The organism is Pseudonocardia sp. CA-107938, assembly GCF_050936315.1.
Lineage (GTDB): Bacteria > Actinomycetota > Actinomycetes > Mycobacteriales > Pseudonocardiaceae > Pseudonocardia.
This window is the reverse complement of record NZ_JBNJNA010000001.1, coordinates 5,500,781-5,515,109: the sequence shown is the minus strand read 5'-3', so window position 1 is coordinate 5,515,109 and position 14,329 is coordinate 5,500,781. Positions and strand designations below refer to the sequence as shown.

Here is a 14,329-nt window from a genome sequence, read left to right as displayed (position 1 = left end):
ATGACCATGACCGACCGACTCGGAGAGCTGGCTGCCGCAGGCGTCTCCATCTGGCTCGACGACCTCTCCCGTGAGCGCCTGACCAGCGGCAACCTGCAGTCGCTCATCACCGACAAGCACGTCGTCGGCGTCACCACCAACCCGACGATCTTCGCGAACGCGCTCTCGCACGGCGAGTCCTACGACGCGCAGGTGCGCGAGCTCGCCACCCGCGGCGCCTCGGTGGACGACGCCGTCCGGGAGATCACCGTGGCGGACGTCCAGCAGGCGTGCGACGTGTTCTCCGGCACCTGGGAGGCCACCGGCGGTGTCGACGGCCGCGTGTCGCTCGAGGTGGATCCCCGCCTCGCGCACGACACCGCGAAGACCACCGCCGAGGCCGTGGACCTGTGGAAGGCCGTCGACCGGCCCAACCTGCTGGTCAAGATCCCCGCCACGCAGGAGGGCCTGCCCGCGATCACGCAGGCGCTCGCCGAGGGCGTCAGCGTGAACGTGACGCTCATCTTCTCGGTGGAGCGCTACCGCGAGGTGATGGGCGCCTACCTCGACGGCCTGGAGCAGGCCGCGGCCAACGGGCACAACCTCGCCGGCCTCACGTCGGTGGCGAGCTTCTTCGTCTCCCGCGTCGACACCGAGATCGACAAGCGGCTCGAGGCCATCGGAGGCAGCGCCCTGGAGCTGCGCGGCAAGGCGGCCGTGGCCAACTCGGTGCTGGCCTACGCGGCCTTCCAGGAGATCTTCTCCGGCGAGCGCTGGGAGGCGCTCGTCGCGAAGGGCGCCAAGGCGCAGCGCCCGCTGTGGGCGTCGACCGGGGTGAAGAACCCCGACTACCCCGACACCCTCTACGTCACCGAGCTGGTCGTCGCCGACACCGTCAACACGATGCCGGAGAAGACCCTCGACGCGTTCGCCGACCACGGCGAGGTCAAGGGCGACGCCGTCACCGGCCGGGCGGAGGAGGCACAGCGGATCTTCGACGCGGTCGCCGAGGCCGGCGTCGACCTCACCGACGTGTTCCTCACGCTGGAGAACGAGGGCGTCGACAAGTTCGAGAAGTCCTGGGCCGAGCTGCTGGAGACGGTGCAGGGGCAGCTCGACGGAGCGAACAAGAGCTGACGTGACCTGGAAGAACCCGCTGCGCGACGAGCGGGACAAGCGGCTGCCGAGGATCGCCGGGCCCTGCGGCCTGGTGATCTTCGGTGTCACCGGTGACCTCTCGCGCAAGAAGCTCATGCCCGCGATCTACGACCTGGCCAACCGTGGTCTGCTGCCACCCGGCTTCGCGCTCACGGGGTTCGCCCGGCGGGACTGGGCCGACCAGGACTTCGGCCAGGTCGTCTACGAGGCCGTCAAGCAGCACGCACGCACGCCGTTCCGGCAGGAGGTGTGGGACCGGCTCGCCGAGGGGTTCCGCTTCGTGCCCGGATCGTTCGACGACGACGAGGCGTTCGACCGGCTCGAGGACACCGTCCGCGCCCTCGACGCCGAGCGCGGCACCAACGGCAACCACGCGTTCTACCTCTCGATCCCGCCCGGCGCCTTCCCGGTGGTGTGCAAGCAGCTCGCCCGCTCCGGGCTCGCGACGCCGAACGGCGACCACTGGCGGCGCGTGGTGATCGAGAAGCCGTTCGGCCACGACCTGAAGTCGGCGATCGAGCTCAACGGCATCGTCAACGACGTGTTCCCCGAGGACTCGGTGTTCCGCATCGACCACTACCTCGGCAAGGAGACGGTCCAGAACATCCTCGCGATGCGGTTCGCGAACCAGCTGTTCGAGCCGATCTGGAACGCCCACTACGTCGACCACGTGCAGATCACCATGGCCGAGGACATCGGGCTCGGCGGCCGTGCCGGCTACTACGACGGCATCGGCGCAGCCCGCGACGTCATCCAGAACCACCTGCTGCAGCTGCTCGCCTTCACCGCGATGGAGGAGCCCACGTCGTTCTCCTCCAACGAGCTGCGCAGCGAGAAGATCAAGGTCCTCAACGCCACCCGGCTGGTCGGGCCGCTGGACGAGACCACGGCCCGCGGGCAGTACCTGGGCGGCTGGCAGGGCGGCGAGAAGGTGCCGGGTCTCAAGGAGGAGGAGGGGTTCAACCCCGAGTCCCGCACCGAGACCTACGCCGCGATCACCTGTGAGGTCGACACCCGCCGCTGGGCGGGGGTGCCGTTCTACCTGCGCACCGGGAAGCGGCTGGGTCGCCGCGTCACTGAAGTCGCGGTGATCTTCAAGCGGGCCCCGCACCTGCCGTTCGACGCGACGATGACCGAGGAGCTCGGGCAGAACGCGCTGGTCGTGCGCGTGCAGCCGGACGAGGGCATCACGATGCGGTTCGGGTCGAAGGTGCCGGGCAGCCAGATGGAGGTCCGCGACGTCACGATGGACTTCGGCTACGGCACCTCCTTCACCGAGGCGTCGCCGGAGGCCTACGAGCGGCTGATCCTCGACGTGCTGCTGGGCGAGCCCAGCCTGTTCCCGGTGAACGCCGAGGTGGAGCGCTCCTGGGAGATCCTGGACCCGGTGATCGAGCACTGGGCGAAGCAGGACGCCGGACCGGACCCGTACCCGGCGGGCTCGTGGGGTCCGGACTCGGCCAACGCGATGCTCGCCCGCACCGGACGCACGTGGAGGCGGCCCTAGATGATCGTCGATCTTCCGTCGTCCTCGACGTCCGCGGTCAACAAGAAGATCGTGGAGCTGCGCGAGAAGGGTGGCGTGCTCGCGCTCGGCCGCGTGCTGACGCTGGTCATCGTCACCGACGACAGCAACGCGCTCGAAGGGGCCATCGAGGCCGCCAACTCCGCCAGCCGGGAGCACCCGTGCCGGGTGATCGTGCTGGCCAAGGGAGCGAAGAAGGCCTCTGCGCGGCTCGACGCGCAGATCCGGGTGGGCGGCGACGCCGGGGCCAGCGAGGTCATCGTGCTGCGCGGGTACGGTCCGCTGGCCGACGACGAGGCCGGCGCCGGCATGGTGATGCCGCTGCTGCTCCCGGACGCCCCGGTCGTGGCCTGGTGGCCCGGTGAGGCACCCGCCGTGCCGTCCGACGACCCGGTGGGCCGGCTCGCGCAGCGCCGCGTCACGGACGCGCTGGCGTCGAAGAACCCGATGAAGGCGTTCGAGCAGCGCCGCGCCAACTACGTGCCGGGCGACTCCGACCTGACCTGGACGCGGCTGACGCCGTGGCGGGCGCTCCTCGCCACAGCGCTGGACGCGCCACCGTTCGAGGACGTCACCGCGGCGACCGTGGCCGGGGAGGCGGTGTCGCCGTCGACCGACCTGATGGCGGGCTGGCTCGCCGCGCGGCTGGACGCGAAGGTGAAGCGCTCCCCCAACGACGGCGGGCCCGGCCTCACCACCGTGCGGCTGGAGCGTCCGTCCGGGCCGGTCGAGCTGGTGCGACCGGACGGCAAGGTGGGCGCGCTGCGGCAACCAGGTCAGCCCGACCGGCAGGTGGCGCTGATCCGGCGTGAGGTGCGTGACTGCCTCGCCGAGGAGCTGCGCCGGCTCGACGACGACGAGCCGTATGCCGAGGCGCTGGCCGGCTGGAGCTCGGTCGCCCGCGGCCGCACCCCGGTGAAGGCGGAGCTATGAGCCCGACGGTCGTCGTCCATCCCGATGCGGACACCCTCGCCGCGGCCGCCGCGGCACGGTTGATCACGCGCATCGTCGACCTGCAGGTCGGCGGCGGGGTGCCGCGGATCGCGCTGGCCGGTGGCGGCGTCGCCATCCAGATGCTCGCCCAGGTGCGCACGTCACCCGCGCAGGCGGCGATCGACTGGTCGCGGGTCGAGCTCTACTGGGGTGACGAGCGGTTCGTCGCACCGGACGACCCGGAGCGCAACGAGCTGCAGGCCCGCGAGGCCCTGCTGAACCACGTCCCGGTCGACCCGGCGAAGGTGTTCCCCATGGGTGCCGCCACCGGCGGTTCCGCGGAGGACGCCGCGGCCGCGTACGCCGAGGTGCTGGCGAAGGCCGCCGGCGGCTCCGGGGTGCCGGCGTTCGACGTGCTGCTGCTCGGCATGGGCGGCGAGGGGCACACGCTGTCGGTGTTCCCCGACTCGCCGGCGGTGCACGAGACCGAGCCCGGCGTCGTGGCGGTGCACGACTGCCCGAAGCCGCCGCCCACCCGGATCTCCCTCACCCTGCCCGCGGCCCGTGCAGCCGCGGAGGTGTGGATCGTGTCGGCGGGCGAGGCGAAGGCCGACGCCGTGACCGCCGCACTTGGCGGGGCGTCGGAGGTCGAGATCCCGGTCGCCGGGGCCACCGGCCGCGAGCGCACCCTGTGGCTGCTCGACACCGCGTCGGCGGCGAAGCTGCCGCGTACGTGACCGTCGCCCACGTCGTGGTCGATGCCGCCAACGTGGTCGGTTCCCGGCCCGACGGCTGGTGGCGGGACCGGGAAGGGGCGGCGCGCCGGCTGGCGGAGCAGCTCGCGGCCGCGCTCGCCGAGCCGGCCGCGCTGGCTGCGGCCGTCGGCGTGCCGGCTCCGATCCGGGTGCACGTCGTGCTGGAGGGCCGAGCCGCACGCGCCACGGACCTGCCCGAGCACGCCGACCTGGTCGTCGTGCGCGCACCTGCCGACGGGGACAGCACCATCGCCGCGGTGGCCGCGGAGCTGCCCGGTGACGTCGTCGTCGTGACGGCGGACCGCGAGCTGCGACGGATCGTGGCCGCCGGCGGCGCGACCGTGGTCGGTCCGGGTGCGCTGCGGGCGGTGCTGCGATGACAGCGCCGGACCTGCCCGCCGTCGAGGCAGCGCTGCGGGCGTCGTGGACGCGGGACACCTCCGACGACCCGGACGGCTGGTCGGAGGACAACCGGTCACTCGGGCAGTGCGCGGTGTCCGCGCTGGTCGTCCGCGCCCTGTACGGCGGCGACATCGTGATCGCGACGGTGCTCGACCGCGCCGGCGAGCGCACCCCGGACGGGCACGCCTGGAACGTCCTGCCGGACGGCCGGCACGTCGACTTCACCTTCGACCAGTTCCGCGACGGCGAGGGCCTGGGCCCGGAGATCGTCACGGAGCCCGTGATCGACGGCGACCCGCGTCGGGCCCATGTGCTGGCCGAGCGGGTGTCCCGGCTGCTCGGCCTGGCGATTGAGCTGCCGCCCGTGCCCGGCGGCGTCGCTGCCGTCGAGCCGGAGGGTCACTGGCACTGATCAGGCGGCGACGGCCGCCCGCGGGCGGGCCCAGGCGGCGACGGCGCCGAGCAGCGCGTGCAGCGCTTCGACCTGCTGCGGCCGCGGGGCAACGCGGCCGATGGCGGTGCGGTCGGTGGGGTCGGCGTCGGAGAAGTCGAAGTCCCCGAAGATCTCCAGCGACACCTCCTGGGCCAGGGTGATGGCCTTGACCTCGGCGAACACCGTGCGGAGGTGGTCGATGGCGCGGGTGCCGCCGTGGGCCCCGTACCCGACGAGGCCGACGACCGCGCCGTTCCACTCCGCGTACAGGTAGTCGATCGCGTTCTTCAGCGACGCCGGGTAGGACGCGTTGTGCACCGGCGTCACGACGACGAACGCGTCGTAGCTGCGCACGGTCTCCGCCCAGCGGACGGTGTGCGGGTTGCGGTAGTCGCCCGCGATGGCGGGGACCGGCTCGTCGAGCAGGGGCAGCTCGGCGTCGGCGACGTCGACGATGTCGACCCGGGCGCCGGCGAGGTCGGGGTGGCGGCGGGCCGCCTCGGCCACCCAGGAGGCCACGGCGGGGCCGCGGCGGGCGGCGCGGGTGCTTCCGACGAGGACGGCGATGCGCAGTTCGTTCATGCCGCCACTGTGCGACCGGCGACGACCGGCAGGGAGACCGCGATCAGCATGGCACTGGGAGGGCCACCCTCCGCGCCGCGCGGTCGGGCAGACTGGCGGGGTGATCGAAGGGGAGTTGGGCGCGTTCCTGCGCAGCAGGCGGGAGGCCACCCGACCGTCGGACGTCGGCCTGCCCGACGCGGGCCGGCGACGCACGCCCGGGCTGCGCCGCGCCGAGCTGGCGACGCTCGCCGGCGTCAGCGTCGACTACCTGATCCGGCTGGAGCAGGGCCGCGACCGGCACCCGTCGCCGCAGATCCTGGCCGCGCTGGCGGACGCACTGCGGCTGTCCGGCGCCGACCGGCACCACCTGCACGAGCTGGCCGTGGCCGGTCAGGGCATCGAGATCTACCGCACGGGTCGGCCGCGCACCGCGGCCGCGGTGCGCCCGCCGGTGGCCGCGATCCTGGACGCCCTGGACCCCCAGCCGGCCTACGTCGTGAACCACCGCGGCGACCTGCTCGCGTGGAACGAAGGCTTCGAACAGCTCGCCCGCCCGGTGGGGATGCTCGACGGGCAGCCGCCGAACCTGCTGCAGTTCGTCTTCACCGACGAGCGGGCCCGCACCACCTTGACGGACTGGGCGGCCGTCGCCGACGAGCAGGTCGCGCTGCTGCACGCCCGGCGCCGCGGCGACTGCGGCATCGAGTGGTTCGCCGACGAGCTGGCGGAGCGCGCCGGCCCGGAGTTCACCGAGCGCTGGGACCGCCGCCCGGTCCCCGACCTGCACCTGCGCACCTTGGGCGTCGTGCATCCGGCCGTCGGGATGCTGCGGCTCACGCCGGAACCGCTGACGGTGGCCGATCGCGAGTCGCAGTGGCTCACGGTGCTGGTCCCCGCGGACGCGGTGAGCGCCGAGGGGCTGGCCCGTCTGGATGCGGGGCGGACACTGCGGTCCCTCGGGTGAGCCGGGTTCACGCCCGCCGGCGCGAGGCGCTGGCCGCGGCCGCGCTGGCGGCGACCGCGCTCGCCACGACCGGCCGGCGCGGCAAGGGGCTGGAGTAGACGACGCTGGTGGTGACCGGGCCGAGGCCGGCGATCCGCCCCGCGACCTCCTCCAGGTGCCGCATCGACCGCGCCCGGACGGTCAGGACGAAGCAGTCCTCCCCGGTCACGTGGTGCGCCTCCCCCACCTCGGGAGTGGTGGCAAGCAGGTCGTGGAACGGCTTGTAGTTGCCGTGCGGGTAGCGCAGCCGGACGAGGGCCAGGATCGCCAGGCCGAGCTTCTCCGCGTCCACCTCGGCCCGGTAGCCGGTGATGATCGCGGCGTCCTCGAGCCGGCGCACCCGTTCGGTGACGGCGCTCGGCGAGAGCCCGACGAGCCGGCCGAGGTCGGCGTAGCTCGCGCGCCCGTCGCGCTGCAGCGCTTCGAGGATCCGCCAGTCGACGTCGTCGGGAGTGTAATCCACCACACTGATCCTAGTACGACAGTGGATTCGTCGGCAGATCACGGGATCTGCCGTGGATTCTCTCTTCGCCTGACCTTCGGTCACCCGTAGCGTCCAGCTCGTGAACGACGCCGCCATCGCCTTCTTCGCCGCCCGCCTCGCCTACCAGACCGACGTCTCGGACACCGCGGCCGCCGGCCGCACCGTCACGGTCGTGGACTTCCGCAGCCGCGCCGCATGGGACCAGGGGCACGTGCCCGGCGCCGTGCACCTGCCGACCGCGGAGATCCCGGACCGCGCCGACGCCGTGCTCGACCGCACCCGCCCGGTGGTGACCTACTGCTGGGGTCCGGGCTGCAACGGCGCCACCCGGGCGGCGCTCGCGCTCGCCCGCCTCGGCTTCGACGTGCGCGAGATGATCGGCGGCATCGAGTACTGGATCCGCGAGGGCCTGCCGGTCGAGACCCGCGACGGCACGGTGACGGCCGACCCCGACCCACTCACCGTGCCCTGCGGCTGCTGAGGTCAGCCCTGCTCCTCCGGGAGCCGGCCGTTGTTGTAGTCGTCGTAGGCGGCGAGGTCGAGGAAGCCGTGCCCGCAGAAGTTGAAGAGGATCACCTTCTCCTCGCCGGTCTCCTTCGCGGCCAGCGCCTCGTCGATCGCGGCGCGGACCGCGTGCCCGGCCTCCGGTGCCGGGATCTTGCCCTCGGCGCGGGCGAACTGCACCGCGGCGTCGAACACCTTGCCCTGCGGGTACGCGACCGCCTCCATCCGGCCGTCGCGCACCAGCTGGGACACGAGCGGCGAGTCGCCGTGGTAGCGCAGCCCGCCCGCGTGGATCGACGGCGGCACGAAGTCGTGGCCGAGCGTGTACATGGGCAGCAGCGGGGTGAGGCCCGCGGTGTCGCCGAAGTCGTACTCGAACCGGCCCTGCGTCAGGGTCGGGCACGACAGCGGCTCGACGGCGAGCAGCCGCACCCCCGCGTCCGGCACGAACGGGAACGTGATGCCGCCCAGGTTGGAGCCGCCGCCGCACGGCGCGATCACCACGTCCGGCAGCCGCTCCCCCGCGAGCTGCAGCTGCTCCTTCGCCTCGATGCCGATCACGGTCTGGTGCAGCAGCACGTGGTTGAGGACCGAACCGAGCGAGTAGTGCGTGTCGGCGCGGCCCGCTGCGTCGCGGACGGCGTCGGAGATCGCACTGCCCAAAGAGCCAGGGTGGCCGGGCTCGTCCACCGGGGACGCGACCACCTCGCCGCCCCACGTCTCCATCGCGATCTTGCGGTACGGCTTCTGCTCGAACGACGCGCGCACCATGTAGACCTTGAGGTCCAGGTCGAACTGGGCGCAGGCGAACGCGAGCGCGGTGCCCCACTGCCCGGCCCCGGTCTCCGTGGAGAGCCGGGAGATGCCCTCCTGCTTGTTGTAGAACGCCTGCGGGACGGCGGTGTTGGGCTTGTGGCTGCCCGCCGGCGAGACCGACTCGTCCTTGAAGTAGATGCGGGCCGGCGTGCCCAGCGCCTGCTCCAGGCGGGTCGCCCGGACCAGCGGGGTCGGGCGCCACAGCCGCAGGATGTCGAGCACCTCGCCGGGGATGTCGACCCATGGCTCGCCGCTCACCTCCTGCCCGATCAGCGCCATCGGGAACAGCGGGGCGAGGTCGTCGGGACCGACGGGCTCGCGCGTGCCGGGGTGCAGCGGCGGCTGCGGCGGGGACGCGAGGTGCGGGACGACGTTGAACCACGCCGTGGGGAGCGACGTGGGCGGCAGTGACCAGCGGCTCATCCGCGGGAATCTAGTCCGGTTCTACAGTCGACGTCATGAGCTTGTTCGACACCTCCATCGCCGCGCTCGACGGCAGCCCCCTCGATGTGGCCGCCCTGCGCGGGCAGGCCGTCCTCGTCGTCAACGTTGCCTCGAAGTGCGGGTTGACGCCGCAGTACACCGCGCTGGAGGAGCTGCAGAAGACCTACGGCGACCGCGGCTTCACCGTGCTCGGCGTGCCGTGCAACCAGTTCGGCGGCCAGGAGCCGGGCAGCGCGGAGGAGATCGCCACGTTCTGCTCGGCCACGTACGGTGTCACCTTCCCCCTCACCGAGAAGGTCGACGTCAACGGCCCGGACCGGCACCCGCTCTACGCCGAGCTGACCGCGACACCGGACGCCGCCGGCGCCGCCGGTGACGTCCAGTGGAACTTCGAGAAGTTCCTCGTCGCGCCGGACGGCCGCGTGGCCGCCCGCTTCCGCCCGCGCACCGAGCCGCTGGCCGCCGAGGTCACCGACGCGGTCGAGGCGGTCCTCCCCCAGGCGTGAGCCCCGACCTGGACGCGCTCGTCGCGGCGCGGTCCGTGCGCACGTTCGCCGACCGGCCCGTCGACCGCGCGACCGTCGAGCAGCTCGTCGAGGTCGCCCGGCGCACCGGGTCCGCCCGCAACCGGCAGCCGTGGCGGTTCGTCGCCGTCGACGACGTGGCGACGCTGCGGCTGCTCGCCGGCTGCGGCGCGTACGCCGGGCACCTGGCCGGCGCGCCGTGCGCGATCGTGCTGCTCTCAGCCGACGACGGTCGCCGCGACACCGAGTTCGACCTCGGCCGGGTGGCGCAGTCGCTCACCCTCGCCGCGACGGCGGCGGGGCTGGGCAGTTGCCTGGCCACGTTCTACCCGGAGCCGCAGATCGCCCGGGCCGCCGCCGCGCTGGCGGTCGGCCCCGGCTGGGTGCCCCGGCACGCGCTGTCGCTCGGCCATCCCGCGCCCCGGCCGGCGGGCCGTTCCGCGGTGCCGGGCGGTCGCCTCCCCGTGCCGGAGCTGCTGCGCTGGCACCTCCCGTGACCGGTCAAGCGCTGCGGTGCCGGGCGGTGGCCGACGCGCTGATCCGTGCCGCCCCCGCGACGGCGAGCGCCCCCAGCTCGGGGAACAGCTCCACCCGCACCCGGTCCTGCGGCCCCCAGATCGACAGCACGGCGAGCGGCCGCCCGGCGCGGTCGAGCACGGGCGCCGACACCCCGTACAGCGAGGCTTCCAGCTCGCCGGCGCAGGTGCCGTAGCCGCGGGCACGGGTGGCGGCGAGCTCGGCGACCAGCGCGTCCGGGTCGGTGATCGTGGTCGACGTGTAGGCCGTCAGGGTGCCGCCGATGAGGCGGCGGGTCTGGTCGGTCGGGAGGAACGCCAGCAGCGCCTTGCCCGTGGACGTGGCGTGCGCCGGCACCGAGACGCCGAGCCAGCTGGCCGCCAGCACCGCGTGGGGACGCACCTCGTCGACGTAGGTCAGGCCACCGATGCCCGGCACCGCGAGCGACGCCGTCTCGCCGGTCTCGCGGCAGATCCGCTCGAGCTCCGGGTGCGCGACCGCGACCAGCGAGTCCGGGCCGGCCGCGGCACCCAGCTCGACGGCGGTCATGCCGACCGCGTAGCGCTGCGTCGACTCGTCCAGCGTGACCAGCCCGCGCGCCTGCAGCGTCTTGAGCAGCCGCCAGGCGGTGGCCCGGTTGATGCCGCACCGCCTGGCCAGTGCCGGGGCGGTCGCCTCGGCCGGTGGGCCCGCCGCGACCGCGAGCAGCAGGTCGATGGCGCGGTCCACCGACTGGATGCGCGCCGTCCCCGTCTCCGTCTCCACGCTTTCCTCCGGTTGACCAGTGGCGCGCATCACTATACGGTTCGCATCGTTCCGAGGGGGTTCGCATGGTGCGACATCACTTGGTACGACCCGCCACCGGCGGGATGACCCGGCGCGACGTGCTCCGACTCGGGGCCTCGGCAGCCGTCGGGATCGCTGCTCTGTCCGCCTGTGCCGCCGTCCCGGCCCGCCCGGCGCCCGGCACACCCCAACGGCGCGGCGGGATCTACAGCCACGGCGCGACCGGCGGCGGCCTCAAGGACACCCTGAACCCGCACGCACCGGTCACCAACCCCGACATCAGCCGCACCATGCAGCTGTACGAGCCGCTGCTGCGCTGGAACGCCGACTACGAGATCGAACCATCGCTCGCGGAGTCGGTCACGCCGTCGGCGGACAACACGCAGTGGACCGTGCGGCTGCGCGACGGCGTCGAGTTCCACCACGGCAAGACCGTCACGCCGCAGGACGTCCTGCACACCCTCTCGATCGTCGCCGACCCGAAGAACCCCACGTCCGGTGGGGTGGAGCTGTCCGGGATCCTGGAGCTCGCCAACTCGAAGGTGCTCGACGCGCGCACACTGATGCTGCAGCTCAACTCGCCCTACGCGGTCCTGGACCAGCTGCTCGCCGAGTACACCGTCGGCATCATCCCCACCGACTTCGACCCCGCGCGCCCGGTGGGCACCGGCCCGTTCTCCTACCGCCGCTTCGTGCCCGGGCAGCTCTCCCAGTTCGCCCGCTTCGACAACTACTGGGACGGGCCGGCCTGGGTGGACGAGCTGTTCATCTACGACTTCGCCGACGACGCGGCGAAGGTGAACGCGCTCCTGGCCGGGCAGGTGCAGAGCATCGACAACCTGCCCACCTACCTGGCGCGCACGATCGAGGACCAGGGGGCGTCGCCGCTGGTGTCGGAGACCGGCGCGTGGGTGCCGTTCACGATGCGCGTCGACGTCGCCCCGTTCTCCGACGTGCGGGTGCGGCAGGCGCTGCGCCTGGTGTGCGACCGGCAGCAGATGATCGACCAGGCCCTGAACGGGTTCGGCGTGCTGGGCAACGACATGTACTCGCCGTTCGATCCCGCCTACGCGAGCCACCTGCCGCAGCGCGTGCAGGACATCGACCAGGCGAAGTCGCTGCTGCGCCAGGCGGGGCACCCCGATCTCGAGGTCGAGCTGGTCACCAGCACCGCGGTCGGCGCGGGCGCCGTCGAGTCGGCGAACCTCTTCGTCGAGCAGGCCCGCCAGGCCGGCATCACGGTGCGGCTGAACAAGGCCGACGCCAACGTCTTCTACGGCGACCAGTACCTGACCTGGAACTTCGCCCAGGACTTCTGGAACACCCGCAACTACCTGCCTCAGGTCGCGGTCTGCGCGCTGAAGGGCGCGACCTACAACGAGACCCACTTCGACGACCCGCAGTTCGCCGGGCTGATCGGACAGGCGCGCAGCGAGGCCGACCCGGCGAAGCGCCGCACCCTGCTGCAGGACGCGCAGCAGATCGAGTACGAGCGCGGCGGCTACCTGATCTGGGGGTTCAAGCGGCAGGTCGACGCGTTCTCCAACCTCGTCCAGGGCATCACCCCGCACCGCTACCTGCCGTGCGGCGCCTTCGGCTTCAAGCACGCCTCGTTCGTGTCTCCCCAGGTCCAGGAGTGAGGCCATGACCGATCTGGCGCAACCCACCACCGTGGCACCGCCCGCCGCCGAGCCCACGACGTCCGCGGCGGGGGCGTGGCTGGGCTGGCTGGCCCGGCGGCTCGGCCTGGCCGTGCTCACGCTGTGGCTCTGCTCGGTGCTCGTCTTCTTCGCGACGGCGGCGCTGGGCGACCCGGTCCGGGCGATCCTGGGCAAGGACTACGGCACCAGCCCGCAACGGGTCGCCGAGATCACCGCCGAGCTGCACCTCGACCAGCCGGTGATCGGCCGCTACCTCGACTGGCTCGGCGGGCTGCTCACCGGGGACCTCGGCCAGTCGGTCGTCAACAAGCTGCCCGTCGGCGAGCTGGTGGGCGACCGCATCCTCAACTCGGGCGTGCTGGTGCTCGTCGCCGCGCTGGTGACGATCCCGGTCGCGTTCGGCATCGCGATGATCTCCGCGAACGCCCGCGGCCGCCGCACGGACGGCGTGATCCAGATCGTGCTCATCGCGCTCGCCGGGCTGCCGGAGTTCGTCGTCGGCATCCTGCTCGTCGCGCTCTTCTCGACGACCGTGCTGCACCTGCTGCCGGCCGTCACCATCGCCGGCGGCGGTGCGCCACCCTGGTCCAACCCGGCGTCGATGATCCTGCCCGTCGTGACGCTGGTCATCGCCGTCGCGCCGTACGTCGCGCGGATCGTGCGCGCGAGCCTGCTGGAGGTGCTCGACAGCGACTACGTCGAGCTGGCCCGGCTGAAAGGCGTGCCGGAGCGGATCGTGCTGCGCCGACACGCGCTGCGGAACGCTGTCGTCCCCGGCATCCAGGTGGTCGCGCTGCAGCTGGCCTGGCTGGCCGGCGGCATCGTCGTGGTGGAGTACCTGTTCTCCTACCCCGGGGTCGGCGCGAGCCTCGTCGACGCGGTCCGCAACAGCGACTTCCCGGTGGTGCAGCTCCTCGCGATGACGATCGCCACCGTCTACGTCGTGGTGAACCTCGTCGCCGACGTCCTCTCCATCCTGCTCACCCCGCGCGCGCGAACGGCGATCACGTCATGACCGCCCCCGTGCGCAGCCTGCGCCGCCGCATCCTGTCCCAGCGCCGGCTCGTCACCGGGCTGGTCATCACCGGTGTCGTGGTCGTCCTCGCGATCGTCGGGCCGTGGCTCGCCCCGTACGGCGAGACGGAGATCGTCGGCAAGCCGTTCAGCCACGAGGGCGCCTTCCTCGGCACCGACTACCTGGGCCAGGACGTGTGGAGCCGGGTGCTGGCCGGCGGCGGCTCGATCCTGATGATCTCGGTGCTCGCCACGCTGCTCGGCATGGTCGTGGGCATCGCGATCGGCGTGGTCGCGGCGTACGCCGGCGGCTGGTTCGACGAGCTGGTGATGCGGCTCAACGACGTGGCGCTCGCGTTCCCGCAGATCCTGCTGGCGCTGCTGGTGCTCACGGCCGTCGACCAGCCAACGTCCTGGCTGGTCGTGGCGCTGGTCGGGCTCTCGCACGCCCCGCGCGTGGCGCGGGTGGCGCGCGGGATGGCACTCGGCGTCGTCTCGCGGGACTTCGTGGCCGCTGCCGAGGCGATCGGCGAGAGCCGGCTGCGGGTGCTGACGGCCGAGGTGCTGCCCACCATGACCGCGCCGCTGCTGGCGGAGGCCGGGCTGCGGCTCACGTACTCGATCGGCATGGTGGCCGGCATCGGGTTCCTCGGCTTCGCCACCGACCCGGGCGCGGCCGACTGGGGCCAGATGATCAACGAGAACCGGCTCGCGCTGCTCGTCCAGCCATGGGGTGTGCTGGCGCCGGTCATCGTCATCGGCGTCTTCACGATCGGCACCAACCTGATCGCCGACGGCATCACCCAGCTCACCGGCCGGGGAGACTGA

At 72.8% G+C, this 14,329-nt stretch carries 17 protein-coding genes; 13 read left to right on the top strand and 4 right to left on the bottom strand.

Annotated elements, in window-relative coordinates; translation table 11 throughout:
- From tal to ACQEVB_RS27230, 6 genes are read left to right on the top strand one after another with little or no spacing between them, the layout of a single operon-like run.
- Complete coding sequence (tal, locus tag ACQEVB_RS27255) at window positions 1–1,116, top strand: transaldolase (RefSeq protein WP_432976938.1); 1,116 nt, start codon at window positions 1–3, stop codon at window positions 1,114–1,116.
- Between the two features lies 1 nt (window position 1,117).
- A complete protein-coding gene (zwf, locus tag ACQEVB_RS27250; protein WP_432976935.1) occupies window positions 1,118–2,644 on the top strand; it encodes a glucose-6-phosphate dehydrogenase in 1,527 nt (508 codons plus the stop codon).
- Window positions 2,645–3,595 carry a glucose-6-phosphate dehydrogenase assembly protein OpcA gene (gene opcA / locus ACQEVB_RS27245; protein ID WP_432976932.1) on the top strand — a complete coding sequence of 317 codons (951 nt, stop codon included), beginning with the start codon at window positions 2,645–2,647 and terminating at the stop codon, window positions 3,593–3,595.
- Window positions 3,592–4,332, top strand: coding sequence for a 6-phosphogluconolactonase (gene pgl, locus ACQEVB_RS27240; RefSeq protein ID WP_432976929.1), 741 nt, complete (start codon window positions 3,592–3,594; stop codon window positions 4,330–4,332). Before opcA ends, pgl begins: the two co-directional genes overlap by 4 nt.
- Window positions 4,329–4,730 carry a hypothetical protein gene (locus ACQEVB_RS27235; RefSeq protein WP_432976927.1) on the top strand — a complete coding sequence of 134 codons (402 nt, stop codon included), beginning with the start codon at window positions 4,329–4,331 and terminating at the stop codon, window positions 4,728–4,730. Before pgl ends, ACQEVB_RS27235 begins: the two co-directional genes overlap by 4 nt.
- Entirely contained in the window at window positions 4,727–5,164 is a 438-nt protein-coding gene (locus ACQEVB_RS27230; RefSeq protein ID WP_432976924.1) for a YunG family protein, read from the top strand. Before ACQEVB_RS27235 ends, ACQEVB_RS27230 begins: the two co-directional genes overlap by 4 nt.
- Here ACQEVB_RS27230 and ACQEVB_RS27225 read toward each other — a convergent pair whose 3' ends face one another.
- A complete protein-coding gene (locus ACQEVB_RS27225) occupies window positions 5,165–5,767 on the bottom strand; it encodes an NADPH-dependent FMN reductase (protein ID WP_432976921.1) in 603 nt (200 codons plus the stop codon).
- A 100-nt stretch (window positions 5,768–5,867) separates the two neighbouring features.
- On the opposite strand from ACQEVB_RS27225, the gene ACQEVB_RS27220 reads away from it, so the two are divergent.
- Window positions 5,868–6,713, top strand: a complete 846-nt coding sequence (locus ACQEVB_RS27220; protein WP_432976918.1) for a helix-turn-helix transcriptional regulator — start codon at window positions 5,868–5,870, stop codon at window positions 6,711–6,713.
- Between the two features lie 7 nt (window positions 6,714–6,720).
- On the opposite strand, the gene ACQEVB_RS27215 is transcribed toward ACQEVB_RS27220, so the two are convergent.
- Window positions 6,721–7,215, bottom strand: a complete 495-nt coding sequence (locus ACQEVB_RS27215; RefSeq protein ID WP_432976915.1) for an Lrp/AsnC family transcriptional regulator — start codon at window positions 7,213–7,215, stop codon at window positions 6,721–6,723.
- A 100-nt stretch (window positions 7,216–7,315) separates the two neighbouring features.
- Between ACQEVB_RS27215 and ACQEVB_RS27210 the strand changes: the two genes are divergently transcribed.
- Complete coding sequence (locus ACQEVB_RS27210) at window positions 7,316–7,717, top strand: rhodanese-like domain-containing protein (protein ID WP_432976912.1); 402 nt, start codon at window positions 7,316–7,318, stop codon at window positions 7,715–7,717.
- Between the two features lie 2 nt (window positions 7,718–7,719).
- On the opposite strand, the gene ACQEVB_RS27205 is transcribed toward ACQEVB_RS27210, so the two are convergent.
- Complete coding sequence (locus ACQEVB_RS27205; RefSeq protein ID WP_432976909.1) at window positions 7,720–8,979, bottom strand: TrpB-like pyridoxal phosphate-dependent enzyme; 1,260 nt, start codon at window positions 8,977–8,979, stop codon at window positions 7,720–7,722.
- A gap of 35 nt (window positions 8,980–9,014) precedes the next feature.
- On the opposite strand from ACQEVB_RS27205, the gene ACQEVB_RS27200 reads away from it, so the two are divergent.
- Window positions 9,015–9,506, top strand: coding sequence for a glutathione peroxidase (locus ACQEVB_RS27200; protein ID WP_432976906.1), 492 nt, complete (start codon window positions 9,015–9,017; stop codon window positions 9,504–9,506).
- Window positions 9,503–10,021 carry a nitroreductase family protein gene (locus ACQEVB_RS27195; protein WP_432976903.1) on the top strand — a complete coding sequence of 173 codons (519 nt, stop codon included), beginning with the start codon at window positions 9,503–9,505 and terminating at the stop codon, window positions 10,019–10,021. The genes ACQEVB_RS27200 and ACQEVB_RS27195 overlap by 4 nt, the downstream gene beginning before the upstream one ends.
- Before the next feature lie 4 nt (window positions 10,022–10,025).
- Here the strand turns inward: ACQEVB_RS27195 and ACQEVB_RS27190 are convergent, their stop codons facing one another.
- Window positions 10,026–10,805, bottom strand: a complete 780-nt coding sequence (locus tag ACQEVB_RS27190; RefSeq protein ID WP_432976900.1) for an IclR family transcriptional regulator — start codon at window positions 10,803–10,805, stop codon at window positions 10,026–10,028.
- A gap of 65 nt (window positions 10,806–10,870) precedes the next feature.
- Between ACQEVB_RS27190 and ACQEVB_RS27185 the strand changes: the two genes are divergently transcribed.
- Genes ACQEVB_RS27185 through ACQEVB_RS27175 form a run of 3 tightly spaced genes read left to right on the top strand, consistent with a single transcriptional unit; the run spans window position 10,871 to window position 14,329 of the window.
- A complete protein-coding gene (locus ACQEVB_RS27185) occupies window positions 10,871–12,466 on the top strand; it encodes an ABC transporter substrate-binding protein (protein ID WP_432976897.1) in 1,596 nt (531 codons plus the stop codon).
- A gap of 4 nt (window positions 12,467–12,470) precedes the next feature.
- Entirely contained in the window at window positions 12,471–13,502 is a 1,032-nt protein-coding gene (locus ACQEVB_RS27180) for an ABC transporter permease (RefSeq protein ID WP_432976894.1), read from the top strand.
- Window positions 13,499–14,329 carry an ABC transporter permease gene (locus ACQEVB_RS27175; RefSeq protein WP_432976891.1) on the top strand — a complete coding sequence of 277 codons (831 nt, stop codon included), beginning with the start codon at window positions 13,499–13,501 and terminating at the stop codon, window positions 14,327–14,329. The genes ACQEVB_RS27180 and ACQEVB_RS27175 overlap by 4 nt, the downstream gene beginning before the upstream one ends.